Annotated in this window: 20 protein-coding genes and 1 pseudogene; 12 read left to right on the top strand and 9 right to left on the bottom strand. The window is 47.1% G+C overall.

Features of this window, described 5'->3' with window-relative positions; all coding sequences use genetic code 11:
* Positions 1-146 precede the first annotated feature (146 nt).
* The 3 genes from J0L70_RS14230 to J0L70_RS14220 form a co-directional block, all read right to left on the bottom strand.
* Complete coding sequence (locus J0L70_RS14230) at positions 147-1,817, bottom strand: transglutaminase-like domain-containing protein (protein WP_287455086.1); 1,671 nt, start codon at positions 1,815-1,817, stop codon at positions 147-149.
* Positions 1,818-2,013: 196 nt separating this feature from the next.
* Positions 2,014-2,340 carry a hypothetical protein gene (locus J0L70_RS14225; RefSeq protein WP_287455085.1) on the bottom strand — a complete coding sequence of 109 codons (327 nt, stop codon included), beginning with the start codon at positions 2,338-2,340 and terminating at the stop codon, positions 2,014-2,016.
* Positions 2,341-2,469: 129 nt separating this feature from the next.
* Positions 2,470-3,135 carry a hypothetical protein gene (locus J0L70_RS14220; RefSeq protein WP_190652577.1) on the bottom strand — a complete coding sequence of 222 codons (666 nt, stop codon included), beginning with the start codon at positions 3,133-3,135 and terminating at the stop codon, positions 2,470-2,472.
* A 351-nt stretch (positions 3,136-3,486) separates the two neighbouring features.
* On the opposite strand from J0L70_RS14220, the gene J0L70_RS14215 reads away from it, so the two are divergent.
* The 4 genes and pseudogenes from J0L70_RS14215 to J0L70_RS14200 form a co-directional block, all read left to right on the top strand.
* The gene (locus tag J0L70_RS14215) at positions 3,487-4,062 is read left to right on the top strand and encodes a hypothetical protein (RefSeq protein ID WP_287455084.1); all 576 of its coding nucleotides are present in this window, start codon (positions 3,487-3,489) and stop codon (positions 4,060-4,062) included.
* Between the two features lie 3 nt (positions 4,063-4,065).
* On the top strand, positions 4,066-4,374 hold the full coding sequence (gene secG / locus J0L70_RS14210; RefSeq protein ID WP_263970843.1) for a preprotein translocase subunit SecG: 309 nt from the start codon (positions 4,066-4,068) through the stop codon (positions 4,372-4,374).
* Complete coding sequence (locus tag J0L70_RS14205; RefSeq protein WP_268242195.1) at positions 4,359-5,009, top strand: peptidase; 651 nt, start codon at positions 4,359-4,361, stop codon at positions 5,007-5,009. Before secG ends, J0L70_RS14205 begins: the two co-directional genes overlap by 16 nt.
* A 172-nt stretch (positions 5,010-5,181) precedes the next feature.
* A pseudogene (locus J0L70_RS14200) lies at positions 5,182-5,361 on the top strand (DUF4351 domain-containing protein); the annotation flags it as partial.
* A 116-nt stretch (positions 5,362-5,477) separates the two neighbouring features.
* On the opposite strand, the gene J0L70_RS14195 reads toward J0L70_RS14200, so the two are convergent.
* Positions 5,478-5,786 carry a hypothetical protein gene (locus J0L70_RS14195; protein ID WP_287455083.1) on the bottom strand — a complete coding sequence of 103 codons (309 nt, stop codon included), beginning with the start codon at positions 5,784-5,786 and terminating at the stop codon, positions 5,478-5,480.
* Between the two features lie 5 nt (positions 5,787-5,791).
* Positions 5,792-6,331, bottom strand: a complete 540-nt coding sequence (locus J0L70_RS14190) for a C39 family peptidase (protein ID WP_287455082.1) — start codon at positions 6,329-6,331, stop codon at positions 5,792-5,794.
* A 237-nt stretch (positions 6,332-6,568) separates the two neighbouring features.
* Between J0L70_RS14190 and J0L70_RS14185 the strand changes: the two genes are divergently transcribed.
* From J0L70_RS14185 to J0L70_RS14170, 4 genes are all read left to right on the top strand, one after another.
* A complete protein-coding gene (locus J0L70_RS14185; RefSeq protein ID WP_287455081.1) occupies positions 6,569-7,030 on the top strand; it encodes a hypothetical protein in 462 nt (153 codons plus the stop codon).
* A gap of 84 nt (positions 7,031-7,114) precedes the next feature.
* Positions 7,115-9,277: a tetratricopeptide repeat protein gene (locus tag J0L70_RS14180; protein WP_287455080.1), complete on the top strand. Its 2,163-nt coding sequence runs from the start codon at positions 7,115-7,117 to the stop codon at positions 9,275-9,277.
* 174 nt (positions 9,278-9,451) lie between these two features.
* Positions 9,452-9,610 carry a PCP reductase family protein gene (locus tag J0L70_RS14175; protein ID WP_017291315.1) on the top strand — a complete coding sequence of 53 codons (159 nt, stop codon included), beginning with the start codon at positions 9,452-9,454 and terminating at the stop codon, positions 9,608-9,610.
* 89 nt (positions 9,611-9,699) lie between these two features.
* Positions 9,700-10,596, top strand: coding sequence for a hypothetical protein (locus J0L70_RS14170; protein ID WP_287455079.1), 897 nt, complete (start codon positions 9,700-9,702; stop codon positions 10,594-10,596).
* A gap of 81 nt (positions 10,597-10,677) precedes the next feature.
* Here J0L70_RS14170 and J0L70_RS14165 read toward each other — a convergent pair whose 3' ends face one another.
* Both J0L70_RS14165 and J0L70_RS14160 read right to left on the bottom strand, forming a co-directional pair.
* Complete coding sequence (locus J0L70_RS14165) at positions 10,678-11,100, bottom strand: pepsin/retropepsin-like aspartic protease family protein (protein WP_287455078.1); 423 nt, start codon at positions 11,098-11,100, stop codon at positions 10,678-10,680.
* A gap of 19 nt (positions 11,101-11,119) precedes the next feature.
* On the bottom strand, positions 11,120-11,365 hold the full coding sequence (locus J0L70_RS14160; protein ID WP_268242191.1) for a DUF5678 domain-containing protein: 246 nt from the start codon (positions 11,363-11,365) through the stop codon (positions 11,120-11,122).
* 159 nt (positions 11,366-11,524) lie between these two features.
* On the opposite strand from J0L70_RS14160, the gene clpB reads away from it, so the two are divergent.
* Both clpB and J0L70_RS14150 read left to right on the top strand, forming a co-directional pair.
* Positions 11,525-14,149, top strand: coding sequence for an ATP-dependent chaperone ClpB (clpB, locus tag J0L70_RS14155; RefSeq protein ID WP_190652586.1), 2,625 nt, complete (start codon positions 11,525-11,527; stop codon positions 14,147-14,149).
* A 90-nt stretch (positions 14,150-14,239) separates the two neighbouring features.
* The gene (locus J0L70_RS14150) at positions 14,240-14,482 is read left to right on the top strand and encodes a hypothetical protein (RefSeq protein ID WP_287455077.1); all 243 of its coding nucleotides are present in this window, start codon (positions 14,240-14,242) and stop codon (positions 14,480-14,482) included.
* A 37-nt stretch (positions 14,483-14,519) separates the two neighbouring features.
* Here J0L70_RS14150 and J0L70_RS14145 read toward each other — a convergent pair whose 3' ends face one another.
* Both J0L70_RS14145 and J0L70_RS14140 read right to left on the bottom strand, forming a co-directional pair.
* Entirely contained in the window at positions 14,520-15,371 is an 852-nt protein-coding gene (locus J0L70_RS14145; protein WP_017291319.1) for a cyanophycinase, read from the bottom strand.
* An 88-nt stretch (positions 15,372-15,459) separates the two neighbouring features.
* Positions 15,460-15,729, bottom strand: a complete 270-nt coding sequence (locus J0L70_RS14140) for a hypothetical protein (RefSeq protein WP_287455076.1) — start codon at positions 15,727-15,729, stop codon at positions 15,460-15,462.
* 143 nt (positions 15,730-15,872) lie between these two features.
* Between J0L70_RS14140 and J0L70_RS14135 the strand changes: the two genes are divergently transcribed.
* On the top strand, positions 15,873-17,780 hold the full coding sequence (locus tag J0L70_RS14135; protein ID WP_287455075.1) for an acetate--CoA ligase family protein: 1,908 nt from the start codon (positions 15,873-15,875) through the stop codon (positions 17,778-17,780).
* A 239-nt stretch (positions 17,781-18,019) separates the two neighbouring features.
* The gene (locus J0L70_RS14130; protein WP_287455074.1) at positions 18,020-18,841 is read left to right on the top strand and encodes a peptidylprolyl isomerase; all 822 of its coding nucleotides are present in this window, start codon (positions 18,020-18,022) and stop codon (positions 18,839-18,841) included.
* The last annotated feature ends 147 nt before the right edge of the window (positions 18,842-18,988 follow it).

Here is an 18,988-nt window from a genome sequence, read left to right as displayed (position 1 = left end):
GATCGTCTGATCTAAGGATCGCATCGGTTTGGATACAACATTCAATTTATCGTGGTGTTTGGGTCTCAGATCCGCTCAACCCGCAGAAGATTCTGGCATTGAATCACGTAGAGTTTTGCAAGTTGAGCGGATCTAAAAGACAGCAATTATGGCGGAGGCAATTCTCCCAAGATTGTGAATCGAATATGATTTAATGCTAAATCCCCGATCGATAAATCCATCAAATCACCAATCGGGATTCCTTGACTTCTCAGCGATTCAAAAGAAATGCCTTTACCAATCTCAGCGTGATACCAGGGTAGCCCCATGAAAAATCGAGTCGGATAAGGTCCGCGCTCAACAATGTCATCCGGATTCGACTCCATCGGTAGCCACCCATATCCAGGCAGATAGAACTCAATCCACACATGGTTGTAGTCAGGTTCAAGCGGGACATTTTGGCGATCGGCAAAAGGCGGACATTTATACCGTCCAACCGTTCGGCAAGCAATTCCATTCAGACGAGATAATGCTAGCAACACGCCCACGTATTCACCGCAAGAACCAACTCCGCGATCAAGAACGACATCAGGAGAATCAATATGAGGTTTAATCCCATAAGACAACCGATCGTAAACGTAATTCCGAATCTTCAGCATTTTACGTAATACATTGGTCTCCGTTCCGATCGCTTCTTTTGCAGCTTGTTGAATGGCTGGTTTATCCATTGCCAATTCATCATCATCGACTAAATAGCGATCGCGAAATTCTGGCGGAAGCTCTGGCGACTGTTCAACATCCTCAAACGAAAACTGATACTTAATACCTCGAACTTCTAGCACCGCTTTCCAGCCGAAAATCTGCCGCTCCTGAGATTTGAGTCTCGGAAATTGAAAGACTGCAACTCTTTGTCCGTCTTGGATATCTTCGGTAAACGGAATCCCGATCGCTTCAACGCTGCGAATCTTTTGACGATGCGTTTCCGTTGGCAATGCAATTCGCCATTCTAGATCGGTTAATTCCACGTCATCGAGGGGAAGGAGTTCCTCAACGTACGACATTTCCACCAAATATCCAGTCGATAACGTGTAGCGCTCGTCTGGATAATGGCGAAAATGTAAGGGATGAATGAACGTTCGATCGCGATAGGTCAGCTCTAAATTCGGGTCGGCATTCGGATTGTCACGAATGTAAGCTTCTTCACCCGCATAGGAAACATACAGCGCTGAATTCAAGAACGCGATCGCAGTTGGATTCTCAAACGGAGTGAGCATACTGAACTTCTGTTCACCCGTTGCGCGATCAAGACAATACACCGTTTCTTCGGTGCGATCGCATAGCCAAAGCTCTTCATCTCTTACCGTCAAATTTGTAATTCCAACACCAGGCAACGGAAATTGGGTAATCTTGCGTTTCGTTTGACGTTCGTAGATCAGAATATATCCCAGTTTTTGACTCGTAATATAAACTGTTGACTCCCAAATGCCGATTCCATCGGCTTCATAAGGTAGAACAGTGAACAACTGCGGCTCAAACTGTCCAAAGTCACAGCAATAAACCTCTTTGCCTTTCGCAAACCAAATCGTATCCTCCCAGACCGCAAAGCCTGTTGCTTCGATAAATAGCTCGGTGTGATAGGAATTGAGAATTGTTGTATTGTCACTGAGGGGATTGACCTGAAGCAAATAGCCTCGGATCGCATCCATCGTCACAAGTTGATTGTGCCAAGTCGCTAAACCTTGCAGCGCATAAGCCCCGATCGGTCGGATTGATCGAGCAGACCACTCTGAAGCGGCTTGGGGGTTGGAATGCGGAGTTGAAGTACCAGAGTCGAGCATTCAAAAACAGATGCCATAAGTTAACACTTCTGAATTCTAGTAAACCTGAGCGCGATCGAATGTATCCCAGCCAGCGAGTTTTTGAATTGTGCGATCGGCTTTGATCTCACAAAATATTTAATCTCACAAAGTAAAAGTGGCATTGGATCATCTCCAATACCACCTGCTAACCTTCACCTACAAACTGAATTCACGCTTAAATCGAGATCATTTCTCGCAGTTCGGCTTCTAAAGCGCGTAAAAGATTTTGATCGCCTCGTTCTCTCGCAACCTGCATTCGACGTGTGACATTCCGGTGAATTGTCACGCGATGCGCGTCTGCAACAGAATGAGAGCGGCGGACAATGCCAAGTCGTCGCGCCTTCACAGGCGATTTCTCAACCAGGACATCAGCTTTTGGAATACTCATTTGAGCGATCGTCTGACAAGTCCAAGGTTTCACAGACCGTCCCATTTCCGTTTCTCGCACCTCGAGACTGGGAAACGGAGACAAATAAGATTGAGTAAGCCGGGAGTGACGCATAAGAGAGATAATCTAAAAAGGCTATTGCTTGAGGATTCCCCAGGCAATCTATAAACTCGGGGTTATATTCTGTATCTTACGTGACAGTTTATATTTCACCAATACTACTTAAGGAATATTTAGATCTCGCTATCTTTCGAGGCGTTTGAGATGAGCGCAGACATCTCCTGAATCCCACTGCAACTCAGCAATCAAGAGCGCACTCACTCCCGTAACGAGTCCCGTAGTCAGAAATTCCCATCCACCGACATAAGGCAGGAGCGCGATCGCCAAAAAACTTAGCCCTCCGATCCAAGCAAATGCCCGCGATCGAATCCTGATACCTGTGAACAAATACCCGATCGCATTAATGCCTAGCCACAGAGGGCACAGCCGCGCCATCAGTTCTCCCCAACTTAGAAATATACTCAAATCCGTGAGAGTAATTCCTACCAGCATCAGGATGACCCAAGCATCGATCACATCTTTCAGGGGCTTAATCGTGCGCCAACACTGAGAAAGTTTTGCCATTGAGAGCGTGCCCACCAATGACAATCCCGACCATAAGAAGGCTTGAATTTGCCAGTCGATCGCTAAAAATTGAGCGGTGGCAAAAATGAGAGTCGAGATGACTCCCCAGAGGATACAAGCTTGGTCGATGCGGGTGTAAAAGGTGGAAAGAATTATCGTCTTGCCCAGTTGCCAATGAATGCGCCACAATCCAGGTAAATCCTCGATCTCAAAGGCAGAGCGCTTTCGCCGTAGCGGCACAGATCGGTCAAACCAAAAGAGTTCCAATAAAAAATTCCAGGTCATTGTTGTTAACAATTCTTATTATTATTCTAAGAATACTCGATCGCCTGATAGAAATATCTCTATTGAAGCAGCGATTAAAGAATTAGGGTGAGACATCAAAAGGTGGATTTTGAGGCAAGTCTAAGTTTGCGACCTGCGACCCGCTGTATTGAACTTGTCATTCGCTCTGAGCGCTTCTCTTTCTAAAGGTTGACGTAACTTTCAGTTTTTCAGCCCAAGGCTCACTTCTCCAGACAGAGTGACTTGCCTTGGCGTTTTGAGTATTTTGGTTGCATTAGAGCATCTATGAATACCAATCTGAGACATCAACCTCAGTGATTTTGGCTGTAAATAATTAAGGACTATTCAAAAATGGCAAATCCCAATCCTGGTGATCCCCAAGATCGCACAAATTATCCTGGCTCGACTTCAAACGACCCACTGAACCCACCAAGCTATAACCGTAACGATTTGTCCAGACAAACGGTTGAAAGGCAGCGGTATGCAGATGCACAGCAAGCCAGAGATGAAAACAATACGGCGAATGGTTTTTTGATTGGAATCTTGTTGACCGGATTAGTTTTAGGCGGTGCAGCTTTGGCATATTTTGTCACCCAGCGCGATCGTACTCCGGTTCCGCAACGCACGATTGTGGTTCCGAGTGCATCCCCGTCTCCGTCTCCGTCTCCAGAGGTGCGCGAGCGAGTGATTGAGCGCGATCGCATTGTGCCGGTTCCCCAACCTCAGCAAAGTGCGCCTGTCGTCGTTCCGGCTCCAGAAGTCAGAATTGAATCTCCCAGACCTAACTCTCAAACCTCGCCTTCTACGCCCAGTTCTCAACAGCAGGAGCCTGCCCGTCAAGAACAACCGCGATCGACGAGTGAACCAACGACTACTCCTTCTCCTGAAGCGACTGCAAGCCCCAGTCCAAGTAATACAGGGCAGTAGTGAATGTCCGAAAATTCTTCAATGTATCTGCAATGTTCATATAATGAGAAACGAGTCGATCGTATTGGATTTGTTGAGATGACGCTAATTGCAGTGCTGAAGATAATTTGGATGGTTTCTGCGGTAGGAACAATTATTCTGGTGCTGCTGCATAGCCCGAAAGGGGATGGTTTGGGCGGTTTGGGCGGTCAAGCGCAACTGTTTACCAGTACCAAAAGTGCAGAGACGACGCTGAATCGTCTGACCTGGTTATTAATGACGATTTGTATGGGAATCACGGTGGTTCTCAGTGCCGGATGGCTCGGTCGTTAAAGTGGAATTGGTTCAAAGCGCATTCGATCTGTTTCGCGATCGGATGCGTTTTGTTTTGGGCAATTTCGGTGCAGGCGACTCCAAAGATTCACGCAATGCCACCGATTTTGGCGCAGTGGTCTGATCGATCGGGCGATTATTTTGATCGTGTTGAGAAAACTGAGCCGGAGTATTTGATTTGGTCAGAATTTCCAGTCAAAGTGTATGTTCCGCATGGAGATTCGACTTGGGCAAAGCTGATGATCCAGGCTGTGAATGAGTGGAAAGCTTATTTTCCCTTAGAGTTGACCGATCAAAGAGAAGAAGCGGGAATTGTGTTTGATCGTGCTTCTATTCCGCTCCGGTTTCCTCCAACGGAGCGAGTTCGATTTGCGGATGCTCGGTTCGAGCTTTACAAACAAAACTCTGTTTTGCGGCATCGGATGAAAATTCGGATTCAGCCCAATCGTCCAAATGATTCTTTATTGCTAGCAGCGCGGCATGAGTTGGGTCATGCTTTAGGAATTTGGGGGCATAGCCCTCTAGAAACCGATGTAATGTATTTTTCGCAGGTGCGCACGCCACCAACTATTTCACCGAGAGATGTAAATACGTTGAAACGGGTGTATGAGCAGCCGACTCGATTGGGTTGGTAGGAGAGGGTTTGAGCGATCGCGGTTGAGAAAGAAAAATGATTGAGAAGTGATTATAGATGTAGTCACCTTGATCATTGCATACAAGTTTTCAGCCTTAAGCCTCTTGGAGATTAGAACGATGATAGGAATCAATTTGTCTGAAGAACCTCGTGCGATTTGAGAAGCTAAAGAGGAGCAAGCGATCGCTCTAATCACACGGATGTTGAATCGTCGATTGCAACAAGAATTGCCTGAAGAAGTGCGATCGCGTCTCACTACACTTTCGCTTCCAGTCCTCGAAGATCTCAGCGAAGCTTTACTAGATTTTCGGAGCTTAGACGATTTGGAAAATTGGATTGCTGAACATGGCTAAAGGTTGCGGGTGGCGATCTTTAGCCATACTATTTCTGGCGTGCGGGATGGTCTGAAGATCGAGCGTGCAGTAAATACAGTGAGCCAAGATGCTCTGGGGTGCAGCAGAGGTGGAATTTATTCTGCTAAAAGCACTTTTTCTGGAGCTTGATCAGGGGTCAAAAAATGTCCCACTTCAACCGGAAACTCAATGCTTTCTCCGTTCACTTTTTGAACGAGTAGGCGAGTGATTTTGCTAATGATGTGCTGATTAAATTTGAAGAACTTTCTGAAGGTTGGATCAGAAACAATTCCAACAACCGGACGATCTGCGATCATCACTTCTTCTTGAGTGAAGGGATAAATTGCTTCGTGCTGACCAATCAGCAGTTTGACACTCCATTGGTTTTCGGAATTCGATTCGATTTTCAAAACTTGAATGTTCATAGGACTCAGTTTAGGTAAAAAACAGCCTTCCGACTCCAAACTTCTAGAAATGCCTGTACACCCATTTTATATCTGCAACCATATTTAGACTGAAGGGTGCGGCTCTGGGATACATCGAAGAAATCACATCCCCATGGATCACGAATCAACAGATAGCCATTTTGATCAAATCCATCCACGACAACAGCATGTCCGATGGGTTGTTCATCTTCCCAAAAGCCTGCAATCCATGAACCTGTCTGGCTGAGTGTTTGCAATAGTTCTTCATCACTTGCGCCTGGAATGGTTACAGCAATTCCTCGCCATTGTCCTGTGAGAGTTCGAGTTGAATTGAGTGCATCTGCCAAGTCTTCCAAATCCATTGGCACACCGCCTGCGATCGCGGCAATTTCTCTTTGATTGATTTGAATATTGCGATCGCGAAGAACGATTTCCCCACAAGCGGCGGCACAGGCATCTCGATTAAACTGCTGGATGACGGTTGGGTCGTCTTGTTCGTTCAGAACAATCCAACGACCTCCTGCTCCAAATGGGGTTGATTGCATTCGCGAAAAGTAAAGATACGATTACCTTTCTAGAACGACACTCACATTCTAGAAGGCTTCTATTATTGCTGATTGCGCGGAAAATTTGCGATCGCGGTTGACTACGCTTTCACTTCCAATCCTCCAAGATCTCAGCGAAGATCTCATCTGTCGCTTTTCTACAGAAATCCTGAGATTTTTCGGAACGACTTTCACTCTTAGAGTAGAAAAGATACAGCCCCTTTTCGGAAAATTCTTATGACTGATCCTTTAAGCGCTCTCGGTATTGCTGCGTTTGCTTTCTTGAGTCATTTTGCTCAGTCTGAACCTGGAAAGAAGTTTATTGAGTCGATCGTCGGAAAGCTTGGTGAGAAGACGCTTGAGGCGGGATTGAAGAAAGCAGGGGAATTGAAGTCGATCGTGGTCAAAAAGTTGCAGGGAAATGCAACGGCGGAACAAGCGATCGCATTAGCGGAAAGTGGCGATGAGCAAGCGTTGAAAACGGTTGGGGCTTATTTGAATGTGGCAATGGTTGAGGATCAGGAGTTTGCGGCGCAGGTGCGGCAAATGGCTGAACAGATCATTAACGTTGGCAGAATTGAAGGGAAGAACATTCAAAATATTTACGGTGGACAAGGCTTGCAGGTGAATGATTCGACTGCACCTGTGATTCAGGCGGGAGAGAATGCCAGCTTTAATTTCAATTACGGCAAGGATTGACTGAATTCGTCGGATCGCGGTTCCGACAAAGTAACGCCGTCTTTTGAAATTCCCTATCGAGTCTCGCCGAATTTTGTGGGGCGGGTGGATGAGCTTGTTCGATTGCAGGAGATTTTGCGATCGTCTTCGTCTGCGGCGATCGCGGTTGTGAGCGGAATGGGCGGATTGGGCAAGACACAATTGGCGGCGAAGTATGCGACGGAGAACAAGGCGACGTATCCAGGGGGAATCTATTGGCTGAATGGTCGCGCCAGTGATTTAGCGGTTCAGATTATTTACAAAGCAGAATTCGATCTGCATTTACCTGGATTGGATAAGGCGAAAGAGCGATTGCAGGAGTCGGCAGCGATCGCGAAGTGGTGTTGGGATCATTGGTTGCCGAAAGAGCCGACGCTGATTGTGGTGGATGATGTGGCGGACTGGGCAGAAGTACGATCGCTGATGCCTGTGGATAGTCGCTTTCGGGTACTGGTGACGACGAGACAGCGCGATCTTTTACCGCAGCAGCATACGATCGCGTTGAAGCGGCTGGAACCGGAGCAGGCGCGATCGCTTTTGGCGGCATTGGAGGAGGTTGGACGGGTTGAGGACGATCGAGCATTTGCTGACCGGATTTGTGCCGGATTGGGCAATTTGCCGCTTGCGATCGAGCTGGTTGGATCTTATTCGCGGCACGATCGACATTTGACGCTCTCGGAGGTTTGGGAGCGGTTGAGCGCGAATGGGGTGCAGGATGAGGCGCTTGAGCGATCGCCGCAGTATGAGATGGCGGCGGAGTTGGGAGTGAGAGCGGCGTTTGATTTGACTTGGGAGACGATCGAGCCGGAAGGGAAACGGGTGGCGCGGTTGTTGAGTTATTTCGGGTTGGATTGGGTGCCGTGGGAGTTGGCGGAACGGGTGATGCAACGGGTGGAGGGGGAGGAGTATCGATTTGGGAAATGGAAGGCGCGGCTAGAGAATGCGTCGCTGGTGGAATTTGAGCCGGAGCGCATTGGGGATTGTCAGTTGCATCCCTTGATTCAGAGTTTCTTGCGCGATCAGCCGGAGGAAGAGGAGATTCGATCGGCGTTTGTGAAAGAGATGATCGCGATCGCGAGTGAAATGCCGGATAACCCAACGACGAAACAGGTGAATCAGTTTAAGGGTCTAGAATTACACGTTCAAGAAATTTCAAAGCGATATACAGCAGAGCTAGAAGGGGATGAACTGCTATGGGCATTCATTGGACTCGCACGATTCTATAAGGGACAGGCACTCTTTAAAGATGCAGAATCACAATATGCAGACTGTTTAGCTGTCACCCAACGCCTCTTTGAGGGCGACCATCCCGATGTGGCACTCAGCCTCAACAATCTCGCAGCACTCTACGACTCACAAGGACGATTGAGTGACGCGGAACCCCTCTATCTCCAAGCTCTCGATATGCGAAAACGCCTCTTTGATGGCGACCATCCCAATATCGCAACCAGCCTCAACAACCTCGCATTGCTCTACAACTCACAAGGACAATTGAGTGACGCGGAACCTCTCCATCTCCAAGCTCTCGATATGCGAAAACGCCTCTTTGATGGCGACCATCCCGATGTGGCAACTAGTCTCAACAATCTCGCATTGCTCTACAACTCACAAGGGCGATTGAGTGACGCGGAACCCCTCTATCTCCAAGCCCTCGAAATGCAAAAACGCCTTTTTGATGGCAACCATCCCAATATCGCAACCAGCCTCAACAATCTCGCATGCCTCTACAACTCACAAGGGCGATTGAGTGACGCGGAACCCCTCTATCTCCAAGCCCTCGAAATGCGAAAACGCCTCTTTGATGGCGACCATCCCGATGTGGCAACCAGCCTTAATAGTCTCGCATACCTCTACAACTCACAAGGACGATTGAGTGACGCGGAACCCCTCCATCTCCAAGCTCTCGATATGCGAAAACGCCTCTTTGATGGCGACCATCCCGATGTGGCACTCAGCCTCAACAATTTCGCAGGACTCTACAAAGCACAAGGAAAGCTAGAGCAAGCTGAAATCTACTACCAGCAAGCCCTCCAACTCTGCGAGAAATTCTTAGGAGCCAATCACCCCGATACCCAAATCGTCCGCAAAAATCTCGTTTACCTTCGCCAACAACAGCAACCCATCCCCCCGCCAACTCCCCCACGCTCTGCCTTCCGTCGCCTCTTGCGTCCTCTGCGTCGATTCGTTCGGTTTCTGAGGGGCTGGTTGGGGATTCGATCGACTCGGTAGAGGGAGTGGGGAGTGGGGGAGTGGGGAGATGGGGAGATGGGGAGATGGATTAGGTGGGGGGATGGGTTTGGAGATTTGGGAGGTGTTCGATCGCGAATCGGCTTCTCTACAGATTCACCCGATAAAATAGGAACACACAATTGAGACACAACCCAGGTGTGAGGACTCTGAACGATGGAATGGACAGCCGAAGCAGAAGCAAAACTCAAAGAAATCCCCTTCTTCGTGCGACCCGCCGCCCGCAAGAAAATCGAAAAACTTGCTCAAGAAATGGGTGCAACTCAAATTACCGTCGAAATCTACGATCGAGCCAAACAACAGTTTGGTAACTAAGCTCGATCGCCGAACTGCACCAAAGTATAAAGTGATTCTTAGACTCTGCGGGGTATACTCACTCAGCAATCTAATCACGAAGCAAATCCATGCCCACAAGAATCGCTGTACTCTCCAAATTGAGCGGACTAATTGTATTCAGTTTCGGTTTACTAGCCTGTGGGCAACCCAACACTGCAAGTTTATCTAGCACTCCTATCCAGCCCGCTTCCGCATCTCCTCAAAAGCCATCCTCGCAACCCCGACAAGCCGAAGCATCCTCAAGCAGAGCAAACCCCTCGCCGACTCAACCCAGTGCAGAGTCGATTTATACAGAGTTTGAACGGCTCACCCAAACAGCCTGTAAACAGCAGGAAAAAGTGGTCGGGAATATGCGCTACACCCTTTGCAGCATGACTGACACGCAAGGAGTTACCCGCATTGTTTCTGCCTCTTCATCTCTGAAGAACGAAGGCGATGGCGCGGGGTATTGGCTAAATGAGCAGAGCGATATTTACGCAATTCGGTACTTTCATTCTGATGAAGTCGTCGTTCTGCTCCCAGAAGACAAAAAGACGATCGTTGAACTTGTCGGAAACCGACAAATCAATGTCATCACCGATGAAGCTCGCTGGAATCAGTTAGAACTCGGTGCGAGAGATCAGTTGATGACGATTTCTGAACAGTTTGATCCAGACGCAAGTCAACCATCGGGCACTTCAAAGCCACAATCTATAGAGCAAACCGCCCTTCAGCACCTCAATACTCCTGGATCTGTCAAAGCAACGATCGAGAAAACTGCGATCGTCGAAAACACCGCTCTCATTCAATGGCAACAAGGCGAAGCAGGCGGCATGATGTTGTTGAGAAAAGAGAACGAAACTTGGAAAGTTCTCACATCAGGCGGCGGTGCAATGAATCTAAAAGACTTATCAGAGTATGATGTCCCTCGCGACACAGCAGAATCCCTGCTGACTCAAATCGATCCAAACTGGCGAAAATACTAAACCTGCGTAGGATATATCTGTGACTTGACCGCTAAGAATAGCTTATGCCACAAAGTGAAGCGTTTATCCATTCAGACAAAGTTAACCACTGCTATCCTCTCCGGTTACCTCAATTTTTTCAAACAGTAAGCTTCTTTGCGATTGACGGAAGCAAACATGAAAGCGATCGAAGATGCCTGCTTTTCCCAAGACATTTAATCGAATGCCTAATTGATCAGAAATTCCAACCGGGCAGGTGAGGAGTTCTGTGCCGAGTTGAAGCTGGATCTGATGCAGATAAACTGCGATCGTGCTGCCACTTCCGACTTGAATGGCAACTCTTTCACCTGTCCGAAAATCAAGGAATGCTGGATCGATCTGTTGTGCTTGAATCAGCGTGTAAGTTGCGCCAGAATCAACGTAAGCTTCAAAACGTTTCCAAGTTTCCCCTAACTTCATTCCAATTGGAATGATAGGCTGAACTTTTCCTCGGATTTGCTTGTAAGGAACTCTAACCGTTGTCATTCATTCTCAACTTGAAGCTTCAAATCCATAAATTATCCCATTCTGTAGCAGAAGGAATTGCAACCACAAGCGGCATCACTTTGTCACCCGCCTCCCGAAATGGGCGACAAACTTCTGCCGCACTATCCCCTACTCCAACAAGTTGGCTGTTTTTGATCGCAACAATTTTTCCTGGATATCGATCGATCAACTCATCGAAATGGTCAGAAAGCCAGCGATCGTCTTCTTCCATTATTTTGGCTAAAGTCTGTACATCTGTATTCATTTGATCTACTTCAATTGTCGGATTTGCTCCTATTCTAGGACATCTAATTGGAGAAGTTTTCGGCTATCTCGCTCACCAAAGGACGGTACTCCGATCTCTCCAGATTCCATCCCTTCTCTACAATAGCGATAGCACGATCGACACAGAAGGGGGAACACGATGCAGCCGACCAACTCAGAAAAATTTACCGAAAAAGTCTGGGAAGCAATCATCCGTACTCAAGAGATTGTAAAACAGGCGCAGCAGCAGCAAATCGAGACAGAGCATCTGATGAAAGCTCTGCTCGAACAAGATGGCTTAGCAATCAGCATCTTCAACAAACTCGCTGTCCCCGTCGATCGAGTGCGCGATCGCACCGATGATTTTATTCGTCGTCAGCCAAAAGTTTCTGGAAGTGGAACCTCGGTATACTGGGGACGCAGTGCCGATGCCTTACTCGATCGGGCTGAAGAATATCGCAAGCAATTCGAGGACAGCTTTATCTCGATCGAACATCTTTTGCTCGGGTACGCCCAAGACAGTCGATTCGGAAAAGCATTGCTGTCAGAATTTAGAATCGATGAAGCAAAATTAAGAAACGCGATCGAACAAGTTCGGGGTAATCAAAAAGTGACCGACCAGACTCCTGAGAATAAATACGAATCCCTAGAAAAATACGGGCGTGATTTGACCCAGTATGCTCGCGAAGGGAAACTCGATCCGGTCATTGGACGAGACGACGAAATCCGACGCACGATCCAGATCTTGTCCCGTCGCACTAAAAATAATCCAGTTTTGATTGGTGAACCGGGTGTCGGTAAAACGGCGATCGCAGAAGGTCTTGCTCAGCGAATTCTCAGTGGAGATGTGCCGCAATCCCTAAAAGACCGCAAACTGATCGCCCTAGATATGGGCGCACTGATTGCAGGTGCAAAATACCGAGGCGAATTTGAGGAACGCTTGAAAGCCGTTCTCAAAGAAGTCACCGATTCCCGTGGCAACATCATTCTATTTATTGACGAAATTCACACCGTTGTCGGCGCAGGTGCAACTCAAGGCGCAATGGATGCCGGAAACTTACTGAAGCCGATGCTGGCAAGAGGTGAGTTGCGCTGTATCGGTGCAACGACCCTAGACGAATATCGCAAATACATCGAGAAAGATGCAGCCTTAGAGCGGCGCTTCCAGCAAGTCTTCGTCGATCAGCCGAGTGTTGAAGACACAATCTCGATTCTGCGCGGACTAAAAGAGCGCTATGAAGTTCACCACGGGGTGAAAATCTCCGACTCTGCGTTAGTTGCCGCTGCAACCCTTTCGACTCGATACATCAGCGATCGCTTCCTTCCCGACAAAGCGATCGACCTCGTAGACGAAGCGGCTGCCAAACTCAAAATGGAGATTACCTCCAAGCCAGAAGAACTCGATGAAGTCGATCGTAAAATTCTTCAGCTTGAGATGGAGCGACTTTCGTTGCAGAAAGAGAACGATGCAGCATCTCGCGATCGCTTAGAACGATTAGAGCGTGAACTTGCTGATTTCAAAGAAGATCAATCCAAGTTGAATGCTCAGTGGCAAGCTGAGAAAAGCGTGATCACAGATCTTCAGAAGCTCAAAGAAGAAATCGATCGAGTCAACCTTGAAATCCAGCAAGCCGAACGCGATTACGATCTCAACCGCGCGGCTGAACTGAAGTACGGCAAGCTCAACGAACTCAATCGTAAAGTTGAAGAAACGGAATCCCAACTGTCTCAAACTCAGAAATCGGGAGCGACGCTGCTCCGTGAAGAAGTTCTTGAATCAGACATTGCTGAAATCATTTCTAAATGGACGGGTATCCCCGTTAGTAAACTCGTTGAATCTGAAATGCAAAAGCTCTTGCAGCTTGACGATGTTTTACATCAGCGCGTGATTGGACAAGACGAAGCAGTGACGGCAGTTTCGGATGCAATTCAGCGATCGAGAGCCGGACTTTCTGATCCAAATCGTCCAACGGCTAGCTTCATTTTCTTAGGACCAACAGGGGTTGGTAAAACTGAGCTTGCGAAAGCACTGGCTGCTTTCTTATTCGACACCGAAGAAGCAATGGTTCGGATCGACATGTCCGAATACATGGAGAAGCATTCTGTTTCTCGCTTAATTGGTGCGCCTCCTGGATATGTCGGCTATGAAGAAGGCGGACAACTCACGGAAGCGGTTCGTCGTCGTCCTTACTCGGTGATTCTGTTTGATGAAATCGAGAAAGCCCATCCCGATGTCTTCAATGTGATGCTGCAAATTCTCGATGATGGTCGCGTGACAGACTCCCAAGGTCGCACCGTAGACTTCAAGAACACAATTATCATCATGACCTCGAACATCGGTTCGCAGTACATCTTTGAATATGGTGGTGATGACGATCGCTATGAGGAAATGCGATCGAGAGTCATGGAAGCAATGCGATCGAACTTCCGTCCTGAGTTCTTGAACCGGATTGATGAGATCATCATCTTCCACAGTCTGCAAAAGGCTCAACTCCGCGAGATCGTCAAGATTCAAACGCATCGCTTAGAAAGTCGCTTAGCAGAGCGGAAGATGTCCCTGAAGCTCTCCGATGCAGCACTCGATTTCTTAGCAGAAGTCGGCTTTGATCCAGTTTACGGAGCACGTCCACTGAAGCGGGCAATTCAGCGGGAGTTGGAAACAACGATCGCCAAAGAAATTCTACGCAGCAACTTCACTGAAGGCGATACGATCTTCGTCGATGTCGGTGAAACGGAGCGCTTAGAATTCAAACGCTTGCCTTCTGAAGTGTTGACCACGCAATAGGCAATGAAGGGGTGAGACTTCTCTCACCCCTTCATTGCTTAGAAGCAAATGAAATTCCAATTGAGGCATCATTGACCGAAAAAAGCCATCATGCAAGCAGCCGTCCGGATCAGAGCCAAAGTGCTACCTGGAAACAGAATTGAGATTGAAGTTCCTGACAGTTCTGTTGGAGCAGAGGTTGAAGTCATGGTTGTCTTTCCTGAAACGATTCCAATTGGATTTGATCAGCGCGATCGTAGCTATCACCTCTTTTTGATCTTCAGACGTGAGAGACGAACTCACGAGATTTGTGGCTTTTATTCTAAGTGTTTTGGTAAAAACCAATGCTTCTAGAATGCCCGTCTGCCCAAATCAAACCTTGAAGAATCAACTAGAGAATCGGCGATCGCTGTTCCAAATCGAACTTATACCCATGTGGCAAAATATGCAGCTTTGCACCACAGAGCGCTAAAGCTTCGTCATGCAACAGTTCAGCCATATTGTTGTGCGTGACCGTCGATTCATCCACGATCGTCACTGCACCTTCACCAATGACTTCTAAGATTTTGCCATTGATTGAGATCGCAGTATTCTCATCAATCCCAAAGCCTAAGCTAGCAGGCTGCTGTGCTAAAGCAGAAAGTAATCGTCCCAGTCGTCCGCGTTGTGCGAAATGCTGATCAATAATCACATTCGGCAAAAAGCCCATGCCCCGATCCATGCGAGCTACCTCGCGTCGAGGATTCGTTTCGCCTTCACCCTCGACAATCATCATATCGGGCATCATCGCTGCACCTGCACTCGTTCCAGCAATTACAATGCCTTCAGAAAAGCGCCTGTGCAAGACAGCTTCTAGCTCTGTATCTTTCAAGCATTCTGTAATTCGAGCTTGGTTTCCCCCCGTGAAGAACACCCCGGTCGATTGAGAGATAGCTTCGATCGCTCTTGGATCACTCGCATCCTCACGCTTGCCCGTATCGACAACCTGAACGTCTTTTGCGCCTAATCGCTCAAAAATGTCAATGTACTGCGCGCCAACTTCACCTGGTAAGCCCGTCGCAACCGTCATCACAACAATATGCGCATCAAGTCCACCTGATCGCCGCACAAATTCCCGCAGAATCTTACACTCTCCCTCTTTATCCTCGGCTCCACCAATAATGACAAGTTCACCATGCGTCTCAGGTAAAGCGACATTCTCTTGAGGGTCATCCTGAGCAGGCGTTTCAATCTGACTTACCATAACCATCTCCAATATAAGAGTTTGATGTTACTGAACCATATTTGGTTATCACTCCATCACAACCGAACGGTAGATTTCGATACAAAAATTAGAGCGCCCGCGAATCTCTCGATCGCCGTCGATAGCTTTCAAGTAACAACATCCAAGCCAGACGAAGCTGAGTAAAGCTCTTGACCTCAGGTTGAATCAAATCAATCAAAAACGCCTTCGCTCTTTCTAAAGGAAGATGGCGAGGTTTGCCTTTGTAAACGATCTGGTACTCATTGTCATATTCACCATCGCCATAGCCTGAAATTAAGTGCAGATGAAACGCTTCTTCCGCTAAGGTATGAACTTCTTCACGTAAATTAGTATCCATAATGTTAGTCTTTCTTGATTTAGTCTGAGTTGTAATACAGGTCAGAATCTTTTGACACCTAGCTTGAGTTTTACTCTTTGGGATAGACGCAGTTTACGCTTCGATTTCTGTAGAGTCTCAAGGTACAAATATGTTGTGAAGTTATGGTTGTCGATCGCATCTCCGAACTCAACCGCGTCAATGCGAGAAAAACTGATGCGTTTGATATTTTTAATATTCGTGCTTACGTTGGTGCAAATCCCTATTTGTCGATGGCTGCCATCGTGTTCGATTTTACGCTGACGAAAAATCAGAATGCGCTGCCCGTCGAGCAGTATGCCAAGATTGTGAGCGATCGCTATCCTGATTTCCGAGAAAAAACGTTTACTTCTCATGCTGATCTGTTTGCTCAGACCGTCGCGAAAGTGAGTGCACTGGAGATGGATCTGCATTTGCAGCACTGGAGTGTCACGGCTTATCCACAGTTCGATCGTATTGCAGTCGAAACGCTACATGCTCGAACCAGTCGAGAACTGATCTTTTCAGTTTGGGACTGGTTTGAAGCGATGACTCAGGGACAAGATTTTGCGATCGCAAATCACATCGAAGTGCTACAGGCGCAGTTTCGGCGATCGGTGTATGGTGGCCCTACGGTTTATGCTTTACTCAAATCGGCTAGAGAGCTAGGCATTCCCACTTTCTATCTGTGGGATGAAGGGTTGATGCAGTATGGCTACGGGCGAAAGCAAGTCAGAGGCATTGCCACAACTTTCGAGCGGGATAGTCATCTCGATTCAGACTTCACGACACGCAAAGATGACTGCAAAGCGTTCTTGCAAACTTTAGGATTTCCTGTGCCAAAAGGTCGGATTGTTTCGAGCTTCAATGAAGCACTCAACGCAGTTGATCGCATCGGTTATCCAGTCGCGGTAAAGCCTGTGGTCGGACATAAAGGCATCGGCGTGACGGCAAATATCCAATCCGATGAAGATCTAGAAGCCGCATTCGATCGAGCAGTAGAAGCTGTTGAACCAGAACAATCGATTCGGATCATTATTGAACAGAGTATTGAAGGCGATGATTTTCGATTGTTGTGTGTGGATGGAAAGTTCATTGCTGCGACGAAGCGCGAACCTGCTTCGGTAGTCGGAGATGGAATGTCCACGATCGAGGAATTGATCAACCGAGCGAATCGCTCTCCTGAACGCAGCGATACCCCAACTTCGCCGATGGGTAAGATTCATGTCGATGACGCGATGCACCGCTATCTAGCTGAGCAGAATTTATCAATTGAGACAGTACTAGAGCGCGATCGCACAATCTTCTTGCGCAAAGTCGCGAATCTCTCCGCTGGTGGACTGAGCATTGATGCAACACCGAACATTCATCCCGATAACATTGTGCTAGCTCAGGATGTCGCTCAACATTTTCGCTTGACTTGCCTCGGCATTGATATCATGACCCGCGATCTCAGCCGCTCTTGGAAAGAAGGAAACTTTGCCATCATTGAAATCAATGCGGCTCCTGGAATTTTTATGCACTTAAAACCTGCGATCGGCAATCGAGTCGATGTGACTTCTCATATTTTGAAAACCTTCTTTCACTCAAGTGCAGAAGCTCGAATTCCGATTATCACCTTCAATCGCGTTACTCTTTCAGACTTGCAAACTGCGATCGCTTACATTCTTCGACATTATCCGCATTGGACAATTGGAGCCGCTTGCCAAGATGGTATTTTGATCAATCACTCTGAAAAGCCACTGCATCCAGACTACAACACCAACATTCAGAATCTACTGAGAAATCCTAAGTTAGATTTACTGATTGCTGAATATCCTGAATCCATTCTCGATCGCTCTGGCATGTTTTATGAAAAGAGCAATCTTGTTGTGCTGAATGATCCAACAGAGATCGAAATGATGTTGGCAAAAAATATTTTTGAAGATGCAAAAGTTGTGATTAAGCAAGGCAGTAAAGTTTCAACTCAATATCAAGGATTGATTGAACAATATGCTTTAAGTGAATCGTTCGATCAGGTTTACCTAGAAGCGATCGCGGCAATGATCTTATAAAACTGATGCCTTTGAAGAGACAGATATCGGTTCTCTAGAGAATTCTTCTGAATTAAGTAATTTTACTGGGTGATTCTTGTGGAATTTATGTGTTAATTGGCACGTAAAAGAAGCAAGCTGGTAAGTTAGTGTGCTTACTAAATTTACTGGTTTGCATGAGCGACGTTGCCCCGTTTAACTAGTGTGTCCCTACTTTTAGAGGGTCACAACTGGTTATATTACTTCTCAGGAATTACCCAATGTCAGACTTTGAGCAAATCTCCCTGTTGACGATCGACAACCAATCCCTTTCTCTTGGCACGGTACTTCAGTACTTTCAACTCTCTGGAAAACTGATGCCTTGGATTAGAGACATTCTGGAACAGCATATTGTTTTTCAAACGATTCAATCTCGCAACGACTTGAATATTCTTGAATCTGAGGTAGATCAAGCAGTCATTAATTTCCGAATCAACAATCAATTGTCTGATGCAGATGTCTTTGAGCAATGGTTAATCAATCAAGGCATCGACTTCGCAGTATTGAGAAGTCGGTTTGTGATTGGGCTGAAAGTGGACAAGCTGAAAGCATTGATCGCAGAGCCAAATTTGCAAGCATTGTTTGATCAGCAAAAGCTCGCGCTAGATCAAGTTGAACTTTACTATATGATTGCTGCGAGTCAAGAAATTGCTGAAGAAATTCAGCACAAAATTGAACAAGAAAGCAATTTTGAGAAGGTTGCGAGAGAGTATGCTCTCGCAGAAGAACCGCAGGTGAGTTTGGTCAGACGGACTTTTTCCTTGGCTCAGTTGCCGGAAGATCTCAGAGCTGCGATCGCACAAAAGCAAGCTGGCGATACCGTGGGCGCAATCGAAGTTGAGCAGCGCTGGTGTGTGTTCCGCATCGAAGCAGTCGTTCCTGCTGTCTTGGAAGGTGAATTAAAGCTTGCGCTACAAAATCAGCTGTTTGAACAATGGGTTGCTGATCAGATCCAGCAGTTATCTGTTCGATTGGGAGGATCTCAACTGGCTGAGGCTTCTGCCGTTGAGACAGAAGAACGGGAACTGGTAGCGACAATGTAGTTGATCAGGTGTGTAGGGGTGAATAGCTCTGCCAATGCCTCAGACTTTTGCCCCTCAATCTCGCATACTGAGAAACTTTGAAAAGCACAGAATACCTTCATAACATAGGCATTCTGGTTGAGAACAGCCCAATCCAATTCATGCTAA

Source organism: Leptolyngbya sp. UWPOB_LEPTO1 (genome assembly GCF_017302695.1).
GTDB lineage: Bacteria > Cyanobacteriota > Cyanobacteriia > Leptolyngbyales > Leptolyngbyaceae > Leptolyngbya > Leptolyngbya boryana.
Note: the sequence above shows the minus strand (reverse complement) of the source record. Positions and strands in the feature narration are given on the sequence as shown.